We start from the raw sequence: 26474 nt of genomic DNA on the forward strand, positions 1-26474 counted from the left end.
ACATCTTCTGGAGACCCTGAGAACTGTGCATCTGAAAAGTCTAACCGTGCGCGGCTTCAAATCCTTCGCCTCTGCGACGACGTTCGACTTCGAGCCGGGAGTAACGGCAGTGGTAGGCCCCAACGGGTCGGGGAAGTCCAACGTGGTGGATGCCCTCGCCTGGGTGATGGGCGAACAGGGGGCCAAGACCCTCCGCGGCGGCAAGATGGAGGACGTCATCTTCGCAGGGACGTCCGGACGCCCACCGCTGGGCCGTGCCCAGGTCTCCCTGACCATCGACAACGCCGACGGCGCCCTGCCCATCGAATACGCCGAAGTCACCATTTCCCGCACCCTGTTCCGGACCGGCGGTTCCGAGTACGCGATCAACGGCAGCACCTGCCGGCTCCTTGACATCCAGGAATTGCTCTCGGACTCCGGGTTGGGCCGGGAAATGCATGTGATCGTGGGACAGGGACAACTGGACAAGGTGCTGCACGCCACCCCTGAGGACCGTCGGGGCTTCATCGAGGAAGCCGCCGGAATCCTGAAGCATCGGCGACGCCGCGAAAAAACGGTGCGCAAGCTTGATGCAATGCAGGCGAACCTGACCCGGTTGACCGACCTCACCGGTGAAATCCGCCGCCAGCTGACCCCCCTGGGGAAACAGGCCGACGTCGCCCGTCGCGCCAAGACGGTCCAGTTCGACGTCCGGGATGCCCGAGCTCGGCTCATGGCCGACAACCTGGTGCAGCTGGTCAACTCGTTCGAGCAGGAGGTGGCTGACGAGACAGCCCTCAAGGAACGCCGGGCCGACGTCGAGAAGCTCCTGGCCACCGGCCGCTCCCGGCAGGCGGACCTTGAGCGACTCGCTGCTGAGGCGACACCACGGCTGAACACGGCCAGGGACACCTGGTACCAGCTGGCCAGCACCCGTGAACGGTTCAGGTCGCTGGGTAGCCTCGCCGATGAACGCACCCGGCTGCTGGGCAGCGGCGCGGAGGACGACGCGTCGCGGACCAGCAGCAGGACCCCAGACGAGTTGGATCAGCAGGCTGCCCGCGTACGCACCGAGGAAGCCACCCTGCGCGGGGACGTTGCTGACCGGCGGGAAGCCCTCGAGACGGCCGTTGAGCTGCGCGGTGACGCCGAGGACGCTGCAGCACTGGAAGATAAACGCCTCACCGGGCTGCTGCGTGCAGCCGCCGACCGGAGAGAGGGCCTGGCCAAGCTCACCGGTCAGGTGGGAGCGGCCAGGTCGCGGGTGGAATCGGCGGAAGCGGAGCTGGGCAGGCTTCGGGTCTCGGTTGCCGACGTCGACGTGCGACGCACCGCAGCCCAGCAGGAGTTTGCCGCCCTGGAGGTACAGGTGGCCGGCGCCGAGCAGGGCGAGGAGAACCTCGACGAAACGTATGAGACGGCCAGCGCCGCCCTGGCGACAGTCCAGGCTGAGCTCGAGGAACTGACCCGGCAGGAACGCGCGGCAGACCGGGAGCGTGAGTCGCTGCAGGCGCGCAGGGAGGCCCTCCAGACCGGACTGCAACGCCGCGACGGGAGCCAGGTGGTGCTCGACGGAGGCCTGGACGGCGTGCTCGCTGCCGTCACTGAACTGATTACCGTTCGGCAGGGGTACGAGACGGCCATTGCGGCGGCCCTTGGCCCCGCAGCCGACGCCGTCGCGGTCCGGGACCTGCAGGCAGCCGACAGCGCGTTGCGTCGTGTGATCGACGACGACGCCGGGCAGGTGGCACTGCTTGTCGCCGGTGGTGCCGAGGCCGGTGGTACTGATGTCGGTAGGGCAGATGGCGGTGGTATTGATGCCGGTGGGACAAATGCCAGCGGCGTGTCTGCGACGGTGGGGAGTTCCTACGGTGAGCCGGGCGCGAGAGCTCGGGTTTCTGCCGAGGCACTTCCCCCGGGTGCCGTGCCGGCGGCAGACCTGGTCCGCTGCGACGCCCGGATCGCCGGCGTCGTCGGGACCATGCTGGCCCACAGTGTCGTCGTCGACCTCCTTGATCAGGCATTCGACCTGGTGGAGACGCACCCACACCTCACCGCGGTGACCCGCGACGGGCATCTCGTGACCGTGGCTTCCGTCCGGGGCGGCTCAGCCGCCGAGCCCGGGGTCCTGGAGATCCAGGCGGCAGTTGATGAGACCACCGGCCGGCTGGAAGCGGCCGCCAACCGGAGGGAACGGGCACGGTTCGAGATTGTCGCCGCGACAGCGCGGCTCGAGGACGCCCAGCTGGCTGCCGATACGGCGCTGGAGCAGCTCCACGAATCGGATGCACGGCTGGCGGCAGTGGCCGAGAAGCTGGGACAACTGGGTTCGGTGGTGCGCTCCGCGGCAGGAGAGACGGAGCGGTTAACCCAGCTCGCTGACGCCGCTGCCGCCAACCTCGCCACCGAACAGGACCGGCTGCACGAGGTCACCGCGCGGCTCGCGGCTGCCCAGGACGTTCCCGCCGAAACCGAACCGTCGACCGAGCACCGGGACCTGCTCGCCCTGGGCGCCGCCCAGGCACGGCAGGCCGAAATGGACGCCCGGCTGTCGTTGCGAAGCGCCGAGGAGCAGCTCCGCGCAATCGCCAACCGGGCGGTTTCCCTGGAACGGGCGGCAATCGCCGAACGGCAGGCGCGGGTACAGGCCGCCGAACGGGCACGGATCCGCCGGGTCCAGGCCCGCCGTGCCGCAGCCGTAGGGCAGGCATCCCGCAGTGCGCTGGCCTACCTCGACGTATCAGTGGATCAGGCAGCACGCCACCGTGACGCCGCCGAGGAGTTGCGCGCCCAATGGGATGCCGAACTCGGCGAGGTCAGGACCGGCAACGACCGGCTGCTGGCCGAGCTCGCGGAGCTGACCGACTCGGTGCACCGCGACGAGTTGGCCCGCGCCCAGCAGCAAGCCCGCATCGAGACGCTCCAGAACCGGTCGATCGATGAGCTGGGGCTGACCGCTGACCACCTCGTCGCCGAGTACGGCCCGGACATCCCGGTGCCGGTGCCCGCCGCTGCTGCGGACAAGTGGGCAGAGCTTCGCGCCCCCGTGGACGACGACGGCAAGCCGGTACCCGTCGGCGTGCCCTTCGTCCGGGAGGAGCAGGAGAAACGGTTGAAGCGCGCCGAGAAGGACCTCGCCTCGCTGGGCAAGGTCAACCCACTGGCCCTGGAGGAGTTCGCCGCGTTGGAGGAACGCCACCAGTTCCTGAGCACCCAGCTCGAGGACCTCAAGGCGACCCGCAAGGATCTGCTGGACATCATCAGGGAAGTGGATGAGCGGGTGGAGCAGGTCTTCACCGCCGCCTACCGGGACACGGCGGTGCAGTTCGAACGGGTGTTTGGACGGCTGTTCCCTGGTGGGGAAGGACGGCTGGTCCTCACCGACCCGGAGAACATGTTGACCACCGGCATCGAGGTGGAAGCCCGGCCCGCCGGTAAACGGATCAAGCGCCTGTCCCTGCTTTCAGGGGGCGAGCGCTCGCTGACCGCTGTCGCATTGCTGGTGGCGATCTTCAAGGCGCGGCCGTCGCCGTTCTATGTGATGGACGAGGTGGAGGCAGCTCTCGACGACACCAACCTTGGCCGGTTGATCACCCTGTTCGAGGAGCTCCGCGAGTCCAGCCAGCTCATCATCATCACCCACCAGAAGCGGACCATGGAGGTGGCAGACGCGCTCTACGGCGTGACGATGAGGGGCGACGGCGTCTCCACCGTCATCAGCCAGCGGCTGGTGGAAGCCTAGGGAGTTCGTTGGGGAAGCGTTTCGCGGGCGCCCAGCCACACCAGGAACGCAGCGAAGGCCACGGCACCGGTCAGGGCGAAGGCCCATCCGAAGGACAGTGCGTCCACCAGGAGGCCGGCGATGATTGGGCCAATGATCGCACCGGTGTCCGCGCTCATCTGGAACGCGGCCAGGACCTTTCCGCCGCTGCGCTGGTTCCCGATCACGTCGGCCACTGCCGCCTGCTGCGCCGGGTTGAGCAGACCCGCCCCGAGGCCGGCAATTACGGAGACGGTCAGGAAGAGAACCAGATCGGTGGTGAAGCCAAGGCAGGCCATCGCCAGTCCGTTGACGGCAAGGCCGGTCAGGATCATCGGCTTGCGGCCCAGGCGGTCCGCCAGCCTGCCGGAGAAGGTCAACGCCAGGGCGGTGCCCGCAGCGAAGAAGGTCAGGGCGATGCCGGCCACTTCCGGCCCCTCACCGAGTACCGCCGCAGCGAACAGGGGAACGAGCGCCATCCTGACGCCGAACGAGGACCAGCCGTTGGAGAACCCCGAGGCGAGGGCCGCCCGGTAGGCGGAATCGCCCAGCGCCTCCCTGACCGTCAGCGCCGGAAGGGGGGTGGCGTTGGCTGCCTTGTCCCGGAGCGAGGAGTCCCGCAGCTGGAAGAAGACCACGGCCGCGGCGATCAACAGCGCACCGGCATAGACCAGGAACGGCACCCTCAGCCCAAACACGGCCAACAGGCCACCGATCAGCGGGCCGATAATACTGCCCAGCAGGAACGCTGACGCGTAGGACCCGGATACCCGGCCCCGCAGCCCGGGAGGTGCCAGCCTGACGATCAGCCCCATCGCCGAGACCGTGAACAGGGTGGAGCCGATCCCGCCGAGACCACGGAAAATCAGCAGCTGCCAGTAGTCGGCCGCGAACGCACACGCCGCCGTCGACAGCGCCACAATGAGCAGACCGGACACGTAGACCGGTCGCTCACCCAGTCGCTCCACTAACTTGCCGCTGGCAGGAGCGAACACCAGCCGGGTGAACGCGAAAGCGCTGACGATAATCGCCGAAGCGGTGACCCCCAGGTCCAGGCGCGCCACGAGCGGCGGCATATCGAAACTCTGCGCGAACTGAGGCAGGACCGGCGCCACGAGGCCAAAACCGATGGCAATCACGAAGGCAGCAGCAATCAGCACCCGGATGTCGCGCGGAATTTTGATGCGCTCGGCGGGTTCGACGGCGGCCGCGCCGGTGGTGGAGGAGCGTCTGAAGCTGAACATGATGCGTTTAGTCTTTCACCAGTTTCACCCGGGCAGCGCCAGACGCGTATGAGAAGCTAGGTCTGTGAACGAGACGACGCTCCAGATAGTAATTTACGTAGCCATTTCTCTCGCGGTCATCGGCTCACTTGCCGTGCTGCTGCTGAAGGGACGGAAAACACCGCCGGGTACCTATACCAGCACCCGCGACGACGACGACCGGGTCGCCAGCGGCCCGTCGGGAACCTCCACCGACACGTTGGAACGGCCGATGGGTACGGCCGACGATGTCATTGTTCCCGACGACCTGCGCGACCTTGACGAAACCACCATCGGGACCGAAACGGTGCCGGTCGAAACCCCCGCAGAGGTGCAGGGCCGCCTGGCCCGCCTCCGTGCCCGACTGATCCGGTCGAACAACGCGCTCGGCAAGGGCCTGCTCGCCCTGCTGTCCCGCGACAACATCGACGAGGACGTCTGGGACGAAATCGAAGAGACCCTGCTGCTCGCCGACCTGGGCACCGAACCGACAATGGAACTGGTGGACGCGCTCCGCGCCCGGGTGAAGGTGGCGGGTAGCCGCAGCCCCGCCGAGGTGAAGGACATGCTGCGCGAAGAGCTGATCAAACTCGTGGATCCCACGATGGACCGCTCCCTCGCGACCCACCGGCACGCAGACCGCCCGGCGGTCGTGCTGGTGGTCGGTGTCAACGGGGTCGGCAAGACCACGACCGTCGGCAAGCTGGCCCGGGTGCTGGTCGCTGATGACAAGGACGTTCTCCTCGGCGCGGCCGACACCTTCCGCGCCGCAGCAGCGGAACAGCTCGCCACGTGGGGACAGCGTGTGGGCGTCCCCACGGTCCGGTCCGACGTCGACGGCGCCGATCCCGCCTCGGTTGCCTACGAGGCGGTCAAGGCCGGGATCGACGGCGAGGTGGACGTGGTCATGATCGACACCGCCGGTCGCCTGCAGAACAAGGTCGGCCTGATGGACGAACTCGGCAAGGTGAAGCGGGTCATCGAGAAGCTGGCCACCGTTGATGAGGTACTGCTGGTGCTCGATGCCACCACCGGTCAGAACGGCCTCAACCAGGCCCGCGTGTTCGCCGAAGTGGTCAACGTGACCGGAATCGTCCTGACCAAGCTCGACGGCACGGCCAAGGGCGGCATTGTCGTCGCGATCCAGCGCAGCCTCGGGGTGCCGGTGAAACTGGTGGGCCTCGGCGAGGGTGCCGACGACCTGGCGCTGTTCGAGGCGGAGTCCTTTGTGGACGCAATCCTCAACTAGCTGATCCACCCGAAAGCGGCGCCCCACGATGGTTCGTGGGGCGCCGCTTCTGTGTGGGATTACTCTCGTGCTGGGGCTAGAAGGTGAAGGTCAACACTGAGACGGTGCCCGCCGTCACCGGGACCTGCACCGACTCGGCCCCGGGGACAAACCCGGGAACGGCCGGACGGTCCGCTGCCGGAACCGGTGGTGCGGGCTGCCCGTCGATGACCGTCGCATCCTCGGCACCGTAGGACGGCCCCCCGAGCTGGGTCATCGCGCTGGTGCGGGCACCCGCGGGCAACTGCACCGTGACGTCGGTCTGGGCGCTCACTTCGGGATCATTCTGATTCACGAGCACCACGCTGATGCTGCCGTCCTCGTGCTCGATCGCGTAGCTGTACGCCAGCCCACCGCCGTCGACGGTGTTCTGCAGGAACGCTCCCGGCGGAAGCTCGGCAACCATCGACAGCCCGTAGTAGTTGGCCCGCTCGTTGAAGGTCGCATCCGGCTGAAGATATGGTCCGCCGGAGCAGATGGAGGACATCGGGGGTCCACCCACACAGGTCAGCAGCGAGCTGTGGAAACTCAGCCGGGCAACCCCGATCTCGGCCGCGCTCAGCGCGTAATCGACCGTCCACAGCGCCGAGGCATGCGTCTTGGTGGTCTCGTTGGACCCGGGGCAGGCCGAAATGCCGGTCTCGGGGATCCACGTTTCCAGCCCAGCCTCTTTGGCTGGCGCGAGGGCTGCGGAGCGGTAATTCTGCGCCCGGTCATGGATGGGTGAAGCCATCAGGTTTTCCATGATGGGCTCGCCCAGGGGGTCGTTCGCGCCGTCACACTGGGACAGCGGGTAGTGGTGAAAGGACAGGATCTTCTCCTGCGGGAGGTCCGCCTGGGCGAATGGGTCCCACCAGGCTTCGGCGTAGGTACCCGGGCCGACGATCCGGACCTCCGGGGCCACGGCGTACATTGCCTCCGCATACGCCGACAGTTCGGCCAGGTAGTCCGGGATGCCCCAATTGGAGGGGCGGAGACCGTTGGTCGGGTACCCGTTGGGTTCGTTCCCCACCGTGATGCCCACCAGCCGGTCCCCGAAGATCTCGCTTGCGTACCGGGTCATGTCGGCCGCGCGTGCGGGATCGTAGTTGCCCAGGTCGACGGTGAGGCTGATCGTGGCGTCGGCTGCTTCCAGGAGCGTGTTCACGCGCTCCAGGTCCGCGGGGCCCGCGGCCCGCACCGGGTGGGCGTCGTCGCCGGAAAGGTTCCCGGGGATGGGCTCGTTAGTTGACGTCCAGAAAAACCGCCGGTCGACGGCGTTACCGCCGAAGCGCAGCATCGGACGTCCCAGCCCGGTCAGGCTGCTCACGATCTCCTCGTTGTCCCCGGACATCCGTGGGTCGGCGAGGTCGGTGGCCTCCAGAGACAGGCCGATCAGGTTGGAGGGCAGCTCAGTGCCGGTCGGTTCGGCTGAGACACTGACGGTCATCGGCTCCACCGCCTCCAGCGGCGACCCATCCGGTGGCCCGGCCTGCTCGTAGAAATCGGTCGGTGCCTCGGGCTGCGCGTCTGTGGGTTCGGGAACCGGCTCGGTGGTGGGCGCAGGGGAGGTGGTCGCGGCGGGTGCGCTGGGAGCCGTCGCCGTCGCCGTCGCCGACGAGCTCGGGGTCGCGGCCGGTTCGTCGTCGCCGGTGAGCGCCGTAATGCCCACCCCGGCACCAATCAGAACGATAACGGTCGCCAGACCGGCGGCCATCATGACCCGCGGGGTCGGCCGGGTGCGTGCTGCAACCGGATTGCCGGTGTCTTCGGGTGCGGGATCGGGGGTGGGGCGAGAGGGTTGGTCGGACATTGTTCTCCATCGTTGTCAGCTCCCAGCAAGTCTAGCCAGCCCGGGACTCACACTTTGACCCCCTGCCGGACCCTTTCTCCACTACTCTTCGATCCTGATCCAGTCCAGCGAAGTGGGCAGAATCGGGCGCGGTTAACACAGCCGAAACATGCCCGTCATGCACTCTTTACCAACGTGCGAGTTCTGTAACCTCCCCGCAATCAATTGGCTCCCGGGCCCGAAACACAGCGCAGGCAGACTTTTGATTGCGGGAACTGCCCGCCACTCGCGAGAGGATGTGACGATGGATCTGACAGCAGGTCACGTCTGGGTTCTGGTTTCGGCCGCTATGGTGCTTCTGATGACACCGGGGCTGGCATTTTTCTACGGCGGCATGACGCGCGCCAAGGCCGCACTGAACATGATGATGATGAGTTTCATCGCCGTCGGTTTGGTCGGCATAGTCTGGGTTCTCTGGGGATACTCGATGACAGGCGGAGACGGAGTTGCCCAGCTGTTCGGTAACCCCTTCGCTTCCTTCGGTCTCGAAGGGCTGATCGGCACCGAGGACATGATCGGCGCCGGCTACGGCGTCACCTTCGCCATCATCACCGTCGCCCTGATCAGCGGTGCCATCGCCGACCGGGCAAAGTTCGGTGCCTGGTCGCTGTTCGTCCCCATCTGGGTCACCCTGGTGTACTGCCCGCTGGCCTTCATGGTTTGGGGTGGCGGCCTGCTGAGCGCTGATGGCGCTGTCGGCGGAGCCGTGGGCGAGGCGATCGACTTCGCCGGTGGCACAGTCGTCCACATCAGCGCCGGCGTGGCAGCGCTCGTGCTGGCAATCATTCTCGGCAAGCGTCAGGGCTTTGGCAAGGACCCGGCGCAGCGCCCCCACAACGTTCCGCTGGTGATGCTCGGCGCAGCACTGCTGTGGTTCGGCTGGTTCGGATTCAACGGCGGCGCCGCTGGCACCGCGGAAGAAGCTGGCCTCATCTGGATCAACACGATGGTAGCTCCCGCCGCCGCGATGGTCGGCTGGCTGGTGCTGGAACGCTTCCGCGATGGCCGCCCCACCTCCCTCGGTGCAGCGTCGGGTATCGTCGCCGGCCTGGTCGCCATCACCCCGGCCTGCGCCAACGTCAGCCCCATCGGCGCCGTCGGCCTCGGTCTCGTCGCTGGTGCACTCTGCGCGCTGGCGGTTGGCCTCAAATACAAGCTGGGCTTCGATGACTCGCTCGACGTCGTCGCGGTGCACCTGGTGGCCGGCACCGTCGGCACCATTGCTCTCGGTTTCATCGCCATGCCGGTTGACGGCGAGGGCGGTGGCCTCTTCTACGGCGCTGGCGGCGGCCAGCTGCTGGCACAGGTTGTCTCGGTCCTGGTGGCCGTCACGCTCTCCGCTGTGATGACCGCGATCATCGGCCTGGCAATCCACAAGACCATCGGATTCCGGATCACTGCCGACAACGAGGTATCAGGTGTCGACCTGTCGGAGCACGCCGAGACAGCCTACGAGTTCGGCGGCCTCGGTGTCGGCGGACAGTTCCACCCCACTAACAACGTTGCAGCCAAGGACAGTGTGTCGGAAAAGGTGAACTCATGAAGCTGGTAACAGCAATCGTCCGCCCGGATAAGCTCGACGGCGTCCGCGGGGCTCTGGAAACGTACGGCGTCCAGGGACTCACGGTCAGCGGGGCCAGTGGCTATGGGAGACAGCGCGGCCACACCGAGGTTTATCGTGGTGCTGAATACACGGTGGACCTGCTCCAGAAGATTCGCGTAGAAGTCCTCGTGGCGGACGCCTGGGTCACCGACATCGTCGATGTCCTGGTCTCAACAGCCAACACCGGCCGGGCCGGCGACGGCAAGGTCTGGGTTATCCCGGTGGAGGACGCCGTCCGCGTCCGCACCGGAGAACGCGGCGACGCCGCGCTCTAACCGGGCCAGGATTTCGCCGGACGCAGCCACTCCTGAATCACACCGGCACTGAATCACACCGGCACTGAATCGCGCCGGAACTGTCACCCTTCGCTTTCTGAATCACCGCATCGAGCGGTGGTTCAGAAGCGGAGGGTGACGTTGGCTTTAAGCCCGCTGTTCCCAGGCATCGGGGCCGGAGGAACCGGCGGGGTATTCGTCCAGCGGCACCTCGTTTGCAGCCCACGCGTCCAGCACCGGGTCGACGATCCGCCAGCAGTCCTCGGCGGTGTCTCCGCGAACGGACAGGGTGGGGTCGCCGGTCAGGACGCCCTCAAGGACTTCACCGTACGGCAGCAGCTCTGAGGCGTTCAGTTGAACCTCCAGGACGGCCCGGTCCAGGGAGAAAATATCGCCTGGCCCGTTGACATCAATCTCAAGCTTCAGGGTTTCGGGCCCAAACCCGATCCGCAACTGGGTGGGGGAGTCCTGCCCAGTGAATCCGGTCGGAAGATGGCTCACCGGCTTGAACGTCACGAGCGCTTCCTTCCGGTTTCCACCCAGCGCCTTTCCTGACCGTAGGATGAAGGGCACCCCCGACCATCGTGAGTTATTGATGGACACGGTGATTTCGGCCAGCGTCTCGGTTCCCAGCGCCGGGTCGACACCGTCCTCGGCCGCGTAGTCGGGGATCATCCGCCCATCGACAGTCCCGGCGGAGTACCTGGCGCGCCGGGTGCTCGTGGCGAAATCCGGGTCTACCTCACTGGCCCGCAGGACAGCACCAATGCCATCCCTCAGATCACGCTCGTGCAAACTGACCGGCGGCTCCATCGCGAGGATCGCCATGGCATGGAGCAGATGACTCTGGATCATGTCCCGGAGCGCCCCGGCGCCGTCGTAATAGCCAGCCCGGCCTTCCAGGGCCAGAGCCTCGTCGTAAAGCACCTCGACCCGATCGATGTGCAGGTTGTTCCAGACCGGCTCCAGGAGTCGGTTGGCGAACCTCAGCCCCAGGATGTTCAGGACTGTTGCCTTCCCCAGGAAGTGGTCCACCCGGTGGATATGGTCCTCGGCTACCAGTGCCGTCAACGTTTCGTTGAGTCTGAAAGCCGCCGCCTGATCGGTCCCGAACGGTTTCTCCATCACCAGGCGGGTACCCAGTGGCAGATCGTCGGCGGAGAGCAACTCGCACGCCTTCTCCGAGATCGCTGGCGGAAGGGCGAAGTACACGGCCACAGGACCCTGCAGCGACGAGATCAGCTCTGCCAGCTCACCCGGCGCGGTGACGTCGATCTGCCGGTATTCGCTGGTGGTCCGCAGCAACTCCAGGGTGACCCGGGCGTCGTCGTCGGCGGTCTTCGCGGCGTCAGCGAAGGAAGCGCTCACCCGGTCCGCCCACTGACCGGCGCTCCAGTCGTCGTAGCCGGCACCGACCAGATTTAGCCCCGTCGCCCGGCCGTGCCCGACCAGGCGCGCCAGTCCGGGCAGGAGCAAGCGGCCCGTCAGGTCGCCCGAGGCCCCCAGAATGAGGAGCGTGGCGACCTCCTGGTCGGGTGAAAAGGGGGAGCTGTCCTGGACTGAGTTTGTATGCGTATCCACCCGCACTACCCTGCCACCTTGCCATCGTGTTGTCCCGCAAGCCGTCAGCGGCCCTAGTTGGTACCCTTGATAACTGGGCCCCACCATCCATCGAAGAAAGCAGTTCACGGCACGTGTTCAATTCACTCTCTGACCGGTTGACAGAAACTTTCAAGAACCTTCGTGGGAAGGGTCGGCTCTCCGAAGCCGACGTCGACGCCACAGTGCGCGAGATTCGCCGCGCCCTGCTCGATGCCGACGTCGCGGTCAGCGTGGTCCGCGAGTTCACCGCCAAGGTCAAGGAACGCGCGCTGGGGCTCGAGGTGTCCCAGGCGCTGAACCCGGGCCAACAGGTCGTCAAGATCGTCAACGAGGAACTTGTGGGTATCCTCGGCGGGGAAACACGCCGGATCCGCCTGGCAAAGAACCCGCCGACCGTCATCATGCTCGCCGGTCTGCAGGGTGCTGGTAAAACCACCCTCGCCGGCAAGCTCTCCAAATGGTTGAAGGGCCAGGGTCACAGCCCCCTGCTGGTCGCGTGTGACCTCCAGCGCCCCAATGCCGTCAAGCAGCTGCAGGTCAACGGTGAGCGTGCTGGCGTGCCGGTGTTCGCGCCGCACCCGGGTGTCAGCTCCGAGTCCGAGACCGCTACCGGCGACCCGGTCGCCGTCGCCCGCGCCGGTGTTGCCGAGGCACACGCCAAGCTGTACGACGTCGTCATCGTTGATACGGCTGGCCGCCTGGGCATCGACGCCGAGCTGATGCAGCAGGCATCCGACATCCGCGACGCCGTCAACCCCGATGAAGTGCTGTTCGTCATCGACGCGATGATCGGCCAGGACGCCGTCAACACGGCGCAGGCATTCAATGAGGGCGTCAACTTCACCGGCGTGGTCCTGACCAAGCTCGACGGCGACGCCCGCGGCGGTGCGGCGCTCTCCGTGGCCTCGATCACCGGCAAGCCGGTCATGTTCGCCTCAACCGGTGAGGGACTGAACGACTTCGAACTGTTCCACCCCGACCGGATGGCTTCGCGCATCCTCGACATGGGCGACATCCTCACCCTGATCGAGCAGGCGGAGAAGTCCTGGGACAAGGACGAAGCCGCCCGGATGGCGCAGAAGTTCTCCGACCAGGAAGACTTCACCCTCGACGACTTCCTGGCGCAGATGCAGCAGATCCGCAACATGGGCTCCATGAAGAAAATGCTGATGATGATGCCCGGCGCTGCCGGGATGCGCGAGCAGCTGGAAAACTTCGACGAGCGCGAAATCGACCGGGTTGAGGCGATAGTGCGGTCCATGACCGTCCACGAGCGGGTGGCACCGAAGATCATCAACGGTTCCCGGCGCGCCCGCATCGCCCGCGGCTCGGGTGTGCACGTTTCGGAGGTCAATGGCCTGCTGGAACGTTTTGGCCAGGCGCAGAAGATGATGAAGAAGATGGCGTCCGGTGGTGGCATTCCCGGAATGCCCGGCATGGCTGGCCCCGGAGGTTTCAACGGTGGCGCCCGCAAGGGCAAGGCCGTCGCGAAGGGGAAGAAGAAGCCCAAGTCAGGCAACCCGGCGAAGGCCGCCCAGGAGCGGGCCGACGCCGAGGCACGGCGCAACCGTCCCTCGGTGCCCTCCGGTGCCGCGTTCGGTGCCCAGAACGACTTCGACCCGGCATCCCTGAACCTGCCGAAGGGCTTCGAGAAGTTCCTCGGCAAGTAACTCTCATCCCCGGGGTGGGGCAGCTTCAACCCGGCGGTGAGGACGCACCTCCTCCCGTGGTGCGGCAGTTCTACCCCGGATCGAGTCAACCGCTAGGCCGGATTTTCGTCGTCATCCGGTCACTTCTGTTGACTCGATCCACCTTTGAGGACCCTGTGAGCACTGAAATGACCACTGAACGACTCGTTTTTGTCCACGGCAGCGGTACCTTCGGAGCCGCTGCCTGGCCCACCCAGCACGCCCTGGCCAGCACGTATGACTGCCTGTTCCTTCGCCGCCACGGCTTCGAGGTGGGCGTTGACCCTTTGCCCACCGATTTCGCCGCCGATCAGCGGATCGTGATCGACGCGCTGGGGGTGGGCGGCCATGTGGTGGCCCATTCACAGGGTGCCATCGCGGCGATGATGGCCGCCGTTGACCGCCCCGATCTGGTGCGTTCCCTGGTGCTCGTGGAACCGGCGTGTTTGTCCCTGACCACCGACCTGCCCGCAACGGCGGCCCACCGTGCGCTCGTGGGCCAGCTGTACGATCGCCGCGAATCGCTCTCCGACGAGGAATTCCTGCACGAGTTGGTCCGCCTGGTCTTTTCCACCGATGCCCGGCCGCCCGCGACCACCGAGGACCGCCGCGCGGCCCGACGGCTCCGGTTGCAGTCCCCGCCGTGGGAGGCTCCACTGGATATCGTCCCGGGGGTGCCCACCCTGATTGTCACCGGCGGCTGGGAACCCCTGTACGAGGAGATTGCCGAATACCTGGCCGTGACCGGCGCCCGCCACGTGGTGTCGCTGGGAGGCCACCGGCCCCAGGACACGCCCGACGGCGACGCCCTCATCCGTGGGTTCATCGCCTCCCACGCGTGAGGAACCGGGACTTGAGCGCGTGATCAGCATCCGTGCGGCCGGGAGGCTGGATATCACCTTCCTGCCAGCCATCGAGGCGGCGGCCGACTCGCTCCTGACCTCGATCAACGGGCTACCGCTTCAGGTCCCGCTCCCGGACGGAGCGTCCCGGACTGAACTGGCCGCCTCACTGAAGCTGCTGGTCGCCGGGACGCCATGCATCGGGTTCGCCCGGCTGGAAGAGCTCGACGGGGCCGCCCACCTCGAGCAGTTGGCCGTGCTGCCGCGGCATGCGGGCCGCGGGACCGGCCGGGCCCTGGTGGAGGCGTCGAAAGCCTGGGCCAGGGACCACGGCTACCCCACGATGACCCTCAGTACTTTCGCCGACGTGCCCTTCAACGCCCCGTTCTACGCAACCTGCGGGTTCGAGGCGATACCGGTGCTGTCGCCGGCGCTGCTGGACCTTCAACGTTACGAAACTGCGCTCGGCCTCGACCGCATTGGCCGTCGCGTGATCATGCGGGCCGTCCTGTAGCCGTCGACGTCGGGTGAGTGTTCCGGACACGGGACGCCGCGCAGGTTTCCCCACCTTCTGCGGGGATGGGCTCCCGACGACGGCGTGTCCCGGTCCGCCACACCGAATCCTTGCCAGAACCCGGGGAGACTCGCGCGGCACCCCGCGGAATAACTTGAAGGTTCAAGTAGTTTACTCTGATACTGCGTCACGTAGAGGAGAAACCATGACCATCACCCAGGACCTGCTGCCCGACGACCTGTCGATGGGCACCGTCCTCTTGAAGGTGGGCGACCTGCCCACCATGTCCAACTACTACCAGCGAGCCCTTGGCCTGGAAATCATCGACGAGGCCAGCGATGGCCTCCGGCTCGGCCGCACAAACACGCCGCTCATTCACCTCGCCCCGGCCGCAGGACTCCAGCTCCCCGCCCAGGGCGAGGCAGGACTCTTCCACACCGCGCTGCTCTTCGATGACCGCTCGGCCCTCGCCGCCACCGTCGCGGCGACCGCCCAGTACGACGCCGGGCTCTACGTGGGCAGCGCCGATCACCTGGTCAGCGAGGCCTTCTACTTCACCGACCCTGAGGGCAACGGGATTGAACTCTACTTCGACAAGCCCCGCGAGACCTGGCAGTGGAGCGCCGACGGCTCCGGGCAGGCCACCGGAAAGACCCCGGGTAAATCGGTCGTCATGGACAGCCTTCGCCTTCCCGCAGATGCCTATCTCCGTGACCACCTCACCGAAGCGGCGGTAACGGGCCAGGCTCAGGCGAGGGCCGCCGTCGGGCACGTCCACCTGCAGGTGGGCGACGTGGAGACCGCCGGAAAGTTCTATGTCGATACCCTGGGTTTCGAGCGGACCGCGGGCTGGCACGGCCAGGCGCTGTTCGTGTCGGCCGGGGGATACCACCATCACATGGCCATGAACGTGTGGAACAGCCGCGGCGCCGGCCCCCGCAAGGACACACTCGGACTCGGTGAGGTACTCATCCGGGTTACCGCCACAGACCACGTCGATGCTCTCGCCGACAGGCTCAGGGGCGCAGGCATCACCCACCATCACACGGGCAGCGAACTACGCTTCAACGACCCGTGGAACAACAAAATCCGGGTTGCAGTCGGCTAGCGTGGCGTGATTCGTGCTGGAGTCGGCTATCTGGCACAATAGACCTGTACTCGATCCGGGCAGCCCCTCTCTCTGCGCGCGCATCTTGTCCTTTTGAACCCTCAGAAGTGGCCCGCCCCACGGGAGCACTGAGTAGGGTTCACCCCTTTAGATCATCAAGGAGTGACCACAACAGTGGCCGTAAAGATTCGCCTGAAGCGCATGGGTAAAATCCGCGCACCTTTCTACCGTGTCGTCGTCATGGATGCACGCGCCAAGCGTGATGGCCGTGCCCTCGAGGAAATCGGTAAGTACAACCCCACCGAGGAGCCCTCGTTCATCGAGATCAACTCCGAGCGTGCACAGTACTGGCTCGGCGTTGGCGCACAGCCAACCGAGCAGGTTGCTGTACTGCTGAAGATCACCGGTGACTGGCAGAAGTTCAAGGGCATTGAGGGCCAGGAGGGAACCTTGAAGACCAAGGCTCCCAAGGAAGCCTTCACCGCTCCTGAAAAGGGTTCGGTCATCGTTCCGGAAGCCATCACCCCCAAGGCCAAGAAGTCCGACGCCGAGGCTCCAGCCGAAGCCGAGACGGAAACCGCCGAGGCCAAGTAAATTGCTGGCAGAAGCGCTGGAACACCTCGTCCGGGGAATCGTCGACAGTCCCGATGATGTCAAGGTTTCCCTGAAGAACAACCGCCGGGGCGAAACCCTCGAAGTACGGGTTCATCAGGACGATCTGGGCCGGGTCATTGGCCGCCAGGGCCGCACAGCCCGCGCACTGCGCACCGTTGTGTCAGCCCTCGCCGATGGAGAGCCGGTACGCGTGGACGTCGTCGACACGGACCGCCGCCGGGGCTAACAGCCCTTCAGCACACTGCCACACAGCAAAAATCAATGAGTTTGGCCCCGCACCGGATAATGGTGGAGGGGCCAAATTTATGTCCACCTACCCCAGCAGCACCAGGAGTGTCAGATGGAAGTTCAGGTTGCCAGGATCGGCAAGCCCCACGGTATTCGCGGCGAGGTCACCGTGCAGCTGTTCACCGACGCGCCGGAGGACCGGTTCGAGGCCGGGTCCGTCTTCCGCGCCGAACCAGCAGCCCTCGGGCCCCTGACCGTCAGCGGGGCGCGCTGGAACAAGGACATCCTGATCCTCGGCTTTGACGGGTTCACCGACCGGAACGCGGCCGAGACGCTCCGCGGTGCGAAGCTCTTCATCGACACCGATGAAGCCGACGACGATGACGACGACGCCTGGTACGAACACGAGCTGGTGGGCCTCGAGGCCCGGGTGGGGGACGACGTCGTCGGGAAGGTCAGTGGCCTGCGCACCCTCGAGGTGCAGGACCTGCTGATCATCGAAACCTCGGCCGGCCACGAAACCCTGGTCCCGTTTGTCGCCGAGATCGTTCCCGAGGTCAATGTCGCCGACGGTTTCGTCCTGCTGACCCCGCCGGACGGTCTGTTCGAACTGAACCTGCCCGGTTCCAACCAGGCAGGTCCCGACGACGGCGAAGTGACCGGGCTCGACGACGACGCTCCCACCGGTTCTGCCGGAGCCGATGACGCCGCCGGCACGTCTGATTCTGCCTCTGAGGGCAGCGGTCGCTAGGTGCGCATCGACGTCGTCAGTATCTTCCCGGAGTATCTGGCAGCCCTTGACCTGTCGCTGATCGGCAAGGCGCGGCAGGACGGGCTGCTGGACCTCCGGGTCCATGACCTGCGCAGCTTCACCACCGACCGCCACCGGACGGTCGATGACACCCCGTACGGCGGGGGAGCAGGGATGGTCATGAAGCCCGAACCGTGGGCTCTGGCGCTGCAGTCCATCGTCGACGCCTCACCGGCGGAGACCCGCCCGGTGCTGATCGTTCCCTCTCCGGCGGGTGAGGTGTTCACCCAGCGGATGGCCCATGACCTTGCCGAGGAGCCGCACCTGGCGTTCGCCTGCGGCAGGTATGAGGGAATCGACGAGCGGGTCCTTGAATGGGCCGGTGATTTCTTTGACGTCCGCCCCGTCAGCCTGGGGGACTACGTCCTCAACGGCGGCGAAGTGGCGGTCCTCGCGATGGTCGAGGCCGTGGGCCGCCTCCTGCCGGGCGTCGTCGGAAACCCCGAGTCACTCGTCGAGGAATCCCACTCGGACGGACTGCTGGAATACCCCGTCTATACCAAGCCTTCGGACTGGCGTGGCCGTGGGATTCCCGACGTGCTGCTCAGCGGCAACCATGCACGGATCGCCCAGTTCCGGCGGGACGAGCAGTTCCGTCGCACCGCGCAGCGTCGTCCCGACCTGCTCGAAGCTCTGCCATCGGACTCCCTCAGCAAGGCGGACGTGTCAGCACTGGCGGACCTGGGGTACGCCGTCGTCGGGGGCGCGCTCAGGCGAACGCCTGAGCGTCCGCGAGGCAGCCCGCCGCCGGTGACCGGCTGATCCCATCCATATGGCATAATTGAACTTTGTGTCTACTGGGTTGTTCCCTGCCACAGGGGGAGAACTACCAACAGGCTGACACGCTGGCAGGCCACCTATGGTCTTGCCGGTCTTCTAAATTTCCGGCGGACATTGCCTAGGCCTTGACCGCTGTGACCAACGTGAATGACCTGTGGCGTTCACCAGGAGCAATATCAATGCATATTCTTGACGCCGTCGACGCCGCATCACTGCGGACCGACATCCCAGCATTCCGCGCCGGTGACAACCTCAAGGTGCACGTGAACATCATTGAAGGCAAGAACACCCGTGTTCAGGTCTTCCAGGGCTTCGTTGTCGGTCGCCAGGGCGATGGCCTTCGCGAAACCTTCACCGTCCGCAAGGTCAGCTTCGGTGTAGGCGTGGAGCGTACCTTCCCGGTGCACTCCCCAGTCCTCGACAAGATTGAGGTTGTTTCCCGCGGCGACGTTCGCCGCGCGAAGCTCTACTACATGCGCGATCTGCGCGGCAAGGCTGCCAAGATCAAGGAAAAGCGCGAACCCAAGACTGCCAAGTAACACCAGTTCTTGAACCGCACCATGCCGGAATCAGATCCTCCCCGGCAGCCTGCGGGAGCACAACCAGAACGCCGGCCCTTTCGGGGCTGGCGTTTTGTGCTGTCCGCCCTTCTTGTGGCTGTGGTGGTCGCCTCGGTGCTCCGCGCGACCGTGGCCGACATCTACTACATCCCTTCGGCATCAATGCAGCCGCTGCTCGAGGAAGGTGACCGGGTCCTGGTCTCCCGGATCGATGATGACCCGCGGGTCGGCGACGTGGTCGTCTTCGACGGCCGCGGCTCGTTCGACCCGATCAGCGGCGGCGGTCCGGCCGAGATTCTCGGAACGATCGGCCACTGGCTGGGCATCTCCGGTAGCGATACCGTGTACGTCAAGCGGGTGCTCGGCGTCGGCGGTGACACGGTGTTCTGCTGCGACGGGGACGGACAGGTGGAAGTGAATGGGAACCCCCTCGACGAGCCCTACGTTTTCCCCTCGGACGCTCCGAGCGACCAGCAATTCGAGGTGGAGGTTCCACAGGGTAAATTGTGGGTGATGGGTGATCACCGCTCCGCATCCTTCGACTCGCGATCTCTCCTGGGAGCGCCGGGCGGGGGACTGGTCTCAACAGACCGCGTGATCGGACGGGCAGTCCAGGTAATCTGGCCGCCCTCCCGATCCGGCCCCATCGAGCGCGCCGCCCAGTGACCGACCAGCAACCTTAGGTAGATGACCAGCAGATGGCAACGAGCATTCCCGGCAAGTCCAATGACGACGCTGACGCCCGTCCGGACACGCCCCGCCCGGATGCCTCACCTTCGGACGCGACCCGCGAGGAGGCCTCACCCTCCGATGCGCCCCGTGCGGAGGCCCGACCTTCGGACACGCCCCGCGCGGAGGCCCGTGCGGCCCGCCGCGACGCTGCGACGAAGAAAAAGGGCGACGACGACGGCGACCGCGGCCTGCTCGGGTGGCTCAAGGAAATCCTGATCATCGTCGGGATCGCGATCCTGCTGTCCTTCCTCATCAAGACCTTCCTGTTCCGGGCGTTCTTCATTCCCTCCGGCTCAATGGAAAACACCCTGGAGATCGATGACCGGATCTTCGTCAACCAGTTGGTGCCCGCACCGTTTGAGTTGCAGCGAGGCGACGTGGTGGTCTTCCAGGACACCGAGGGCTGGCTGCCCGCACCGCCGCCCGGCGAAGGACCAGGCGCCAACTGGGTCAAGGATTCACTGATCTTCGTCGGTCTGCTGCCCGATGACACCCAGCAGCACCTCGTGAAGCGGGTCATCGGCATGGCCGGTGACCGGGTGGTGTGCTGCGATGACGACGGTCGGATCACCGTCAACGGCGAACCCCTTGAGGAGCCGTACCTGTACCCCGGTGCCAGCCCGTCCGACACAGAATTCGATGTGACGGTCCCCGAGGGCAAGATCTGGGTGATGGGCGACCACCGGAACGCCTCCGCCGATTCCCGCGCCAACACGGACAAGCCAAACTCCGGATTCATCGACGTGGAAGACATCGAGGGCAAGGCGGCGGTTATCGCCTGGCCGCTGGACCGGATGGGCTTCCTCGGCAATTACCCCGAGGTCTTTGACGGTGTGCCCGAGCCGGCAGCCGCCAGCGATTCGACCTCCTAGCTGCGATGAAGTCTGTTGCACCCACCCTGCGGTACGAGCGGTCCTTCCGCGAGGCCGGGCACCGGTACCTGGCCGGTTGCGATGAGGTGGGCAGGGGAGCACTGGCCGGACCGGTATCCGTGGGGCTGGTGCTGATTGACCTTGTTGACGTCAAGGGCCTCCGCGGCGTGCGGGACAGCAAGCTCCTCTCCCCGGCCGATCGGGTCAAGCTGGTACCGCGGATCCAGAAATGGGCTCTTGCCTACGGGGTAGGCCACGCCAGCGCGGCCGAGATTGACGCCGTCGGGCTGATGCGTGCCCTCCAGTTGGCAGGGAACCGCGCATGGGAGCAGGTTGTCGTCACCGCCCGGCCCGATGCGGTGATTCTCGACGGAAACCACGACTGGCTCTCGCCCCGCGAGCAGGCCACCCTGTTCGACGGCGAGACTGACGTTCCTCCCGCCGGCTGCGACGCACCGGTCCATACGCGGATCAAAGGTGACCTGTCGTGCCTCAGCGTCGCTGCGGCGAGCGTTCTGGCGAAGGTGGAGCGGGACGCCCTGATGGTGTCCTACGCCGCCGACCATCCGCAGTACGGCTGGGACATCAACAAGGGGTACGCGACGGCGGGCCACCGCGCCGCGATCGACGGGGTGGGGCCCACTGGCCTGCACCGCACCACCTGGCGCCTCGGGACCGGAGACGGAATGAACATTCCCCGCGTGGAAATTGGGGGATGATGGGGTCATGAGCGCTGAGGATCTTGAAAACTACGAAACCGACATGGAGTTGCAGCTTTACCGCGAGTACCGGGACGTCGTCGGGCTGTTCAGTTACGTGGTGGAGACCGAACGGCGGTTCTACCTGGCCAACCACGTTGACCTGCAGGCCCGCTCGGCCGACGGTGAGATCTACTTCGACCTGACCCTCCAGGACGCCTGGGTGTGGGACGTCTACCGCACGGCACGGTTCGTCAAGAACGTCAGGGTCATCACGTTCAAGGACGTCAACGTCGAGGAACTGACCAAGTCGGATGACATCGCACTGCCGAAGGACGGCCCGCTCGGGAACTGAGGCATTCCCGGGGTACGCTCTCACTAATTCCGGCACACCGCCGGATGTGGTCTCTACGGGGGTAGCTGAAGCATGGGTAAAGAGTCTCGGGTCATCGTTGTCGGAGTAGCGGCTTGTCTGATGCTCAGCTCGTGCACGGGGAACGCCGACGCGGGATCCACTGGAAGCCCATCGGCGTCGGCGACTCCGTTGGCGACCGAAACGGCCTCGGGTACGCCCAGCCCCTCCGTAAGCCCGACGCCGTCGGCCACCCCTACATCAGCCCCGACACCCTCGGCCACCCCTACAGCCACCCCAATGCCGTCGGCGTCGCCTGACCCAGTCCAGCCCACAGCTGTCCCGGGCGAGGTGGCCGGTTCGGTTTTCACCACGCCGGATGGCATCTACAGCTTCCTGCTTCCTGCCGGGTGGGAAGCCGCCGCCGTTGAACCCCTTGATCTGCCCACCTACGGGGTGGAGCTCAGTGCATCGGCCTACGTCATCTCGGATGTTTCGGGCCAACCGATCGCCCGGTTCGATGGTGGGGTCCCGGGTGACGGCGCCGCCCTTCCCAGCCCGGATCACCTGGTCTTCGACTCGGAACTCCTTCCACACGTGGAGCCCGAATCTGGTCTCCCGGTTTACTTCGTCTTCGAGTCACTGCCCGACTACGAGGAGGGTGGACGGCTGTATCAGGCGCGGCTTCAAGCGGGAAAACCCGCGTTCGAGGGGATGTCCAGCCAGATGGCCGGAAAGATCTTCATGGAGCACAATGACGTCTTCATCTTCACCAGCACCCTTGACGAGACTGGACCCGCCTCCGAAGAGGAGGCACGACAGTGGATGGAAACTGAGCAGTACTCCCAACTCCGGGCGATGCTCCTTTCCTTCGCGGTCAGTCCGGCCTGACCACTTCTCGGCCCCTTGACGGCGAACCTGGCGTTCGCTAACGTACAACCTTATGGTTGTAGATGAGTTGAGCGATGCCGAGGTCGACCGCCTGTTCCAGGCGTTCGCCGATGCGACCCGACGGGACATCCTCGCGAGGGCGCTGGTCAGTGACTACTCAGTGTCCGGGTTGGCGGCCCACTACGCCATGAGTTTCGCCGCGGTGCAGAAGCACGTAGCAGTGCTGGAACGCGCCTCCTTGGTCACCAAGGAGAAGCGCGGAAGGGAGCAGATTGTGCGGGTCCATCTCGACGGGTTGAGAAGGGCGCAGCGGCTGCTTGAGGAGTACGAGGTCATCTGGCGGCAACGCGTCGACCGGATTTCCGACATTCTGGCTGAAGAAGAAGGGAAATCACCATCATGACAGTAATCAGTTCGCGTAAAGACACCGGGGCGCTCAGCCTCACGATTGTCGCCGAATTTACTACGAGTGTTGAGCGGCTCTGGCAGGTCTGGGAAGACCCGCGGCAGCTCGAACGCTGGTGGGGGCCGCCCACTTACCCTGCCACGTTCGACCACCATGATTTTGTCACCGGCGGCAAAGCGGCGTACTACATGACGGGCCCCGACGGTAGCAAGAGCCGCGGCTGGTGGCAGTTCACCGCCATCAACCCGCCAACCCATCTCGAGTTCGATGACGGCTTCGCCGACGAGAACGGCAACCCCGTGGATGACATGGGGATCACCCACGGCGTCGTCACGCTGGAGGCAGTGGACGGCGGTACCCGGATGACCACCGTGTCCAGCTTTGAGAGCTTGGATCAGCTCGAAAAGATGGTGGCCATGGGCATGGAGGAGGGCATCAAGCAGGCGATGGGGCAGATTGACTCGATCCTCGAGAGGTCATCGGTCGAGGCCGATCTCTGATTCACCCCGTGGGCGATTCTGATCGCTGCTTGCTGTCAGGGTCATCCCAGCGGCACTCGCTCTCCACAGGGCGGGTGCCGCTGACGTTTCGCACATAGCCAGGGTTTGCGAATGCCTTCTGTGCTGGCCGTAGCAGGCTTGTACCGGAGGTGTTGGGATGCTGGCGAAGGACAGTCTGGGACGTAGGGGAGAGGCGCTGGCGGCGTCCTACCTTGAGGGCACTGGCCTGCAGCTGGTGGACCGCAACTGGCGGTGTCCGCTCGGAGAGATTGATCTGGTGGCGATCGAGGGCTCGGTGCTGGTAGTGGTGGAGGTAAAGACCCGGTCTTCACTGAATTTTGGCCACCCGTTGGAGGGCATCAGTTCGGTCAAGCTCCGGAGGCTTTACCTGCTGGGCGCGCTGTGGGCGGAAGCCCACGAGCTGCGGTTCTCGGAGATCCGCGTGGATGCTGTCGCTGTGGTCGACGACGGCACCGGCGAACCCCGGCTTGAGTATCTCAGGGCGTTGAGCTGATGGCACTGGGACGCACCTACGCGGTGTCTTTGGTAGGCCTGAACGGCTACATCGTCGAGGTGGAAGCCGACATCGGGCAGACCCTGCCAGCGTTCGTCATCCTGGGACTGCCGGACGCATCGCTGAACGAAGCCCGGGAGCGGATCAGGGCCGCCGCGCGCAACGCAGGGCTGCCACTGAGTCGCCGCAAGATCACCGTGAACCTCATCCCTGCGTCCCTGCACAAACGGGGCTCAAGCTTCGATCTGGCGATCGTGATGGCGGCGCTGGCAGCGGCAGGAGATGTGCGCCGCTGCGAGGACACCGTGTTCATTGCCGAAGTCGGACTGGATGGCAGACTCCGTCCGGTCAGTGGAGTGCTTCCTGCGGTGATGGCTGGAGTGAAAGCCGGACACACCCGGTTCGTGGTCGCAACCGGAAATGAGGGTGAGGCGGCGCTGGTGCCGCAGGCGACGGTGAGGACCTTCGCAAGTCTGGCCGAGGTCTTCCTCGCCTTTGGTGCGGACCCGACGAAGGTTCTTCTTCCTGACGTCGTAACCGATCCGGTGCCAGCGGTCAGCGCACCCGCCCGCAGTATCCCCGCAGCGCCGAAGGACATGGCCGACATCGCCGGACAATCCACTGCCCGGTTTGCCGTGGAGATCGCGGCCGCGGGCGCCCACCACATGATGATGATGGGCCCGCCGGGGGCGGGGAAAACGATGCTCGTGGAGCGCATGCCCGGGATACTTCCGGACCTCACGGATGAGGAAGCCATCGAGGTGACAGCGATCCACTCCCTCGGAAAGGTGCTCTCCTGCAATGGCCTGCAGCGCCGACCTCCGTTTGAAAGCCCGCACCACACGTCGTCGACTGCGGCGATCATCGGTGGAGGCAGTGGAATACCGCGGCCCGGCTCCGCCTCACGAGCCCATCGAGGCGTCCTCTTCCTCGACGAGGCACCCGAGTACCAGCGTGGCGTCCTGGAAGCCCTGCGGGAACCCCTGGAAAGCGGCGAACTGATCCTTCACCGTTCGGCGGGCACCGCGTCCTACCCCGCCCGGTTCCAGCTGGTGATGGCTCTGAACCCATGCCCCTGTGGACTGGCGAGCGGCAAGGGAATCGACTGCGTGTGCACCGCTGAGCAACGCCGCCGGTACTTCAATCGTCTGTCGCAACCCCTCCTCGACCGGGTCGATCTTCAGCTTGCGGTCTCCCGCGTGTCCGTGACCGATTACTACGACGCCTCCGCCGCCGAATCATCGAAGACCGTCGCTGCACGGGTGGCGGCCGCCCGTGCCGCTCAGCGGGAACGGCTGGAGAAGTGGGGAGCCAGCACCAACGCTGAGATGTCCTCGGCCGTGTTGAATGGCGGACTCAAACTGTCCCGAGCCGTCACGGCACCGGTTGACCGGGCCATGCAGAACGAAACCCTCACCATGCGCGGACACGACCGGGTATTGCGCGTGGCCTGGACCCTCGCCGATCTCGGTGGCCGTACCTCGCCCTCGAGCGACGACGTCGATATTGCGCTCAACCTGCGGCTTCAGGAGAGCTCCCCATGACAGTTTCCACGGACCCCAGAATGATCGCAAGGGCTGCTCTGTCACGGCTGTTCGAGCCTTCAGACAGCGTGGGCCTTGCGCTGACAGCCGCCGTCGGACCACTCGATGCACTACGGATCGCCAGCGGCCAGATCTCTGCCGGTGCGGTCGTGGCCGGTGAGATCGCCGGACTGCTGGAGTCCAATGGATTCAATAACCGGCCACACGCCCTGCAGGAGGCACTGGACCGCTGGAAGCCGAGAGTGGCGGATCTAGCCCCCGAACGGGACCTCGCAACCCTCGGCCGGCTTGGCGGTGTGCTGGTGACACCCGAGAGTGACCTATGGCCCGCGGCGCTGGACGACCTGCAACTCTCCGCGCCGACCTGCCTGTGGGTACGCGGCGCGCTGGCACCAGGCATCCCAGAGCTCAGCCGGATGGTCGCGGTCGTCGGCTCGCGCGACAGCACCGCCTACGGCGCGACCGTGACCGGAGAACTCGCCGCAGGCCTGGTCACCCGTGGGTACACGGTCGTGTCCGGTGGAGCCTACGGCATTGACGCACAAGCGCACCGTTCCGCCCTAGCCGCAGCAGGGGAGGACCATCAGGTACCCACCATCGGCGTAACGGCGTGCGGCATCGACCGCTACTACCCGGCCGGCAACGAACAGCTTCTGCGGGAAACCGCCCGCCGTGGACTGCTGGTCGCCGAAGTGCCGCCCGGCTCCTCCCCGACACGGTGGAGGTTTTTGCAACGCAACAGGTTGATAGCAGCACTCTGTGGAGTGACTGTCGTGGTCGAGGCACGCTGGCGGTCGGGGGCACTGAACACTGCGCATCATGCAGCGGGTCTGGGCCGGGCGGTGGGAGCCGTTCCAGGGTCGGTGCACTCAGCGAACTCGGCGGGATGCCACCGGCTCCTGCGGGAGGGGAGCGCCGTGTGTGTCACGGATGCTGCGGAGATCGCCGAACTCGCCGGGCCGATCGGCATCGCCCTGGCGCCCGAGCCCGAGACAACCCCTGCCGTCCATGATGGGCTCGGCGTCGAAGACCTTCTCCTGCTGGATGCCCTCCCCGTGCGGGCAACCACCAGCGTCGACAAACTAGCCTCAGTGGCCGGCCTGAGCATCCGCGGCGTCCTGGCGGGACTGAGCCGGCTGGAGTTCGGAGGCCTCGCAGAACGCTCCGACGACGGCGGTTGGCGTCGGAAGAACACCCACCGTAAGAACCAGTAGAAAGG

General features: G+C 65.8%; 27 protein-coding genes. 24 read left to right on the plus strand and 3 right to left on the minus strand.

What is annotated here, in order from left to right:
- Positions 1-25 precede the first annotated feature (25 nt).
- The gene (locus H4V95_RS07515) at positions 26-3721 is read left to right on the plus strand and encodes an AAA family ATPase (protein WP_209729676.1); all 3696 of its coding nucleotides are present in this window, start codon (positions 26-28) and stop codon (positions 3719-3721) included.
- Here the strand turns inward: H4V95_RS07515 and H4V95_RS07520 are convergent.
- Positions 3718-4983, minus strand: coding sequence for an MFS transporter (locus H4V95_RS07520; protein WP_209729678.1), 1266 nt, complete (start codon positions 4981-4983; stop codon positions 3718-3720). The genes H4V95_RS07515 and H4V95_RS07520 overlap by 4 nt on opposite strands.
- 64 nt (positions 4984-5047) lie before the next feature.
- On the opposite strand from H4V95_RS07520, the gene ftsY reads away from it, so the two are divergent.
- Complete coding sequence (gene ftsY / locus H4V95_RS07525; RefSeq protein ID WP_196866556.1) at positions 5048-6250, plus strand: signal recognition particle-docking protein FtsY; 1203 nt, start codon at positions 5048-5050, stop codon at positions 6248-6250.
- A 76-nt stretch (positions 6251-6326) separates the two neighbouring features.
- On the opposite strand, the gene H4V95_RS07530 is transcribed toward ftsY, so the two are convergent.
- On the minus strand, positions 6327-8081 hold the full coding sequence (locus H4V95_RS07530; protein WP_209729681.1) for a hypothetical protein: 1755 nt from the start codon (positions 8079-8081) through the stop codon (positions 6327-6329).
- 283 nt (positions 8082-8364) lie between these two features.
- On the opposite strand from H4V95_RS07530, the gene H4V95_RS07535 reads away from it, so the two are divergent.
- Together H4V95_RS07535 and H4V95_RS07540 are read left to right on the plus strand one after the other, a co-directional pair.
- On the plus strand, positions 8365-9663 hold the full coding sequence (locus H4V95_RS07535; RefSeq protein WP_196866554.1) for an ammonium transporter: 1299 nt from the start codon (positions 8365-8367) through the stop codon (positions 9661-9663).
- The gene (locus H4V95_RS07540; protein ID WP_019482927.1) at positions 9660-9998 is read left to right on the plus strand and encodes a P-II family nitrogen regulator; all 339 of its coding nucleotides are present in this window, start codon (positions 9660-9662) and stop codon (positions 9996-9998) included. Before H4V95_RS07535 ends, H4V95_RS07540 begins: the two co-directional genes overlap by 4 nt.
- Before the next feature lie 147 nt (positions 9999-10145).
- Here the strand turns inward: H4V95_RS07540 and H4V95_RS07545 are convergent, their stop codons facing one another.
- Positions 10146-11666 (minus strand): glucose-6-phosphate dehydrogenase, encoded by a 1521-nt coding sequence (locus tag H4V95_RS07545; RefSeq protein WP_209729683.1) that lies wholly within the window; start codon positions 11664-11666, stop codon positions 10146-10148.
- A gap of 26 nt (positions 11667-11692) precedes the next feature.
- Between H4V95_RS07545 and ffh the strand changes: the two genes are divergently transcribed.
- From ffh to dprA, 20 genes are all read left to right on the plus strand, one after another.
- On the plus strand, positions 11693-13270 hold the full coding sequence (gene ffh / locus H4V95_RS07550; RefSeq protein ID WP_209729685.1) for a signal recognition particle protein: 1578 nt from the start codon (positions 11693-11695) through the stop codon (positions 13268-13270).
- Positions 13271-13437: 167 nt separating this feature from the next.
- A complete protein-coding gene (locus H4V95_RS07555) occupies positions 13438-14130 on the plus strand; it encodes an alpha/beta fold hydrolase (protein ID WP_209729687.1) in 693 nt (230 codons plus the stop codon).
- 19 nt (positions 14131-14149) lie between these two features.
- Positions 14150-14644 (plus strand): GNAT family N-acetyltransferase, encoded by a 495-nt coding sequence (locus H4V95_RS18315; protein ID WP_209729689.1) that lies wholly within the window; start codon positions 14150-14152, stop codon positions 14642-14644.
- 205 nt (positions 14645-14849) lie between these two features.
- The gene (locus tag H4V95_RS07565; RefSeq protein WP_209729692.1) at positions 14850-15752 is read left to right on the plus strand and encodes a VOC family protein; all 903 of its coding nucleotides are present in this window, start codon (positions 14850-14852) and stop codon (positions 15750-15752) included.
- A gap of 174 nt (positions 15753-15926) precedes the next feature.
- Complete coding sequence (gene rpsP / locus H4V95_RS07570) at positions 15927-16346, plus strand: 30S ribosomal protein S16 (RefSeq protein ID WP_171586094.1); 420 nt, start codon at positions 15927-15929, stop codon at positions 16344-16346.
- Between the two features lies 1 nt (position 16347).
- A complete protein-coding gene (locus tag H4V95_RS07575) occupies positions 16348-16593 on the plus strand; it encodes an RNA-binding protein (protein ID WP_019482920.1) in 246 nt (81 codons plus the stop codon).
- Between the two features lie 114 nt (positions 16594-16707).
- Positions 16708-17346, plus strand: coding sequence for a ribosome maturation factor RimM (rimM, locus tag H4V95_RS07580; RefSeq protein WP_196866549.1), 639 nt, complete (start codon positions 16708-16710; stop codon positions 17344-17346).
- Complete coding sequence (gene trmD, locus H4V95_RS07585) at positions 17347-18168, plus strand: tRNA (guanosine(37)-N1)-methyltransferase TrmD (RefSeq protein ID WP_209729694.1); 822 nt, start codon at positions 17347-17349, stop codon at positions 18166-18168. It begins immediately after the preceding gene.
- A gap of 197 nt (positions 18169-18365) precedes the next feature.
- Complete coding sequence (rplS, locus tag H4V95_RS07590; protein ID WP_171585996.1) at positions 18366-18725, plus strand: 50S ribosomal protein L19; 360 nt, start codon at positions 18366-18368, stop codon at positions 18723-18725.
- Positions 18726-18746: 21 nt separating this feature from the next.
- Positions 18747-19412 carry a signal peptidase I gene (lepB, locus tag H4V95_RS07595; RefSeq protein WP_209729696.1) on the plus strand — a complete coding sequence of 222 codons (666 nt, stop codon included), beginning with the start codon at positions 18747-18749 and terminating at the stop codon, positions 19410-19412.
- A 32-nt stretch (positions 19413-19444) separates the two neighbouring features.
- Complete coding sequence (lepB, locus tag H4V95_RS07600; RefSeq protein ID WP_209729698.1) at positions 19445-20350, plus strand: signal peptidase I; 906 nt, start codon at positions 19445-19447, stop codon at positions 20348-20350.
- 5 nt (positions 20351-20355) lie between these two features.
- Entirely contained in the window at positions 20356-21069 is a 714-nt protein-coding gene (locus H4V95_RS07605) for a ribonuclease HII (protein ID WP_209729700.1), read from the plus strand.
- Positions 21070-21076: 7 nt separating this feature from the next.
- Positions 21077-21403 (plus strand): DUF2469 domain-containing protein, encoded by a 327-nt coding sequence (locus H4V95_RS07610; RefSeq protein ID WP_019482913.1) that lies wholly within the window; start codon positions 21077-21079, stop codon positions 21401-21403.
- 113 nt (positions 21404-21516) lie between these two features.
- On the plus strand, positions 21517-21720 hold the full coding sequence (locus H4V95_RS07615; RefSeq protein ID WP_209729702.1) for a hypothetical protein: 204 nt from the start codon (positions 21517-21519) through the stop codon (positions 21718-21720).
- Positions 21701-22291: a hypothetical protein gene (locus H4V95_RS07620; protein ID WP_209729704.1), complete on the plus strand. Its 591-nt coding sequence runs from the start codon at positions 21701-21703 to the stop codon at positions 22289-22291. Before H4V95_RS07615 ends, H4V95_RS07620 begins: the two co-directional genes overlap by 20 nt.
- 52 nt (positions 22292-22343) lie before the next feature.
- A complete protein-coding gene (locus tag H4V95_RS07625; RefSeq protein WP_209729706.1) occupies positions 22344-22694 on the plus strand; it encodes a winged helix-turn-helix domain-containing protein in 351 nt (116 codons plus the stop codon).
- Positions 22691-23197, plus strand: a complete 507-nt coding sequence (locus tag H4V95_RS07630) for an SRPBCC domain-containing protein (RefSeq protein WP_209729708.1) — start codon at positions 22691-22693, stop codon at positions 23195-23197. The genes H4V95_RS07625 and H4V95_RS07630 overlap by 4 nt, the downstream gene beginning before the upstream one ends.
- A gap of 157 nt (positions 23198-23354) precedes the next feature.
- Positions 23355-23711 (plus strand): YraN family protein, encoded by a 357-nt coding sequence (locus H4V95_RS07635; protein ID WP_209729710.1) that lies wholly within the window; start codon positions 23355-23357, stop codon positions 23709-23711.
- Complete coding sequence (locus H4V95_RS07640; RefSeq protein ID WP_209729712.1) at positions 23711-25255, plus strand: YifB family Mg chelatase-like AAA ATPase; 1545 nt, start codon at positions 23711-23713, stop codon at positions 25253-25255. Before H4V95_RS07635 ends, H4V95_RS07640 begins: the two co-directional genes overlap by 1 nt.
- Positions 25252-26469, plus strand: a complete 1218-nt coding sequence (dprA, locus tag H4V95_RS07645; RefSeq protein WP_209729714.1) for a DNA-processing protein DprA — start codon at positions 25252-25254, stop codon at positions 26467-26469. Before H4V95_RS07640 ends, dprA begins: the two co-directional genes overlap by 4 nt.
- Positions 26470-26474: the final 5 nt, after the last annotated feature.

Source organism: Arthrobacter sp. CAN_C5, assembly GCF_017875735.1.
Classification (GTDB): domain Bacteria; phylum Actinomycetota; class Actinomycetes; order Actinomycetales; family Micrococcaceae; genus Arthrobacter_D.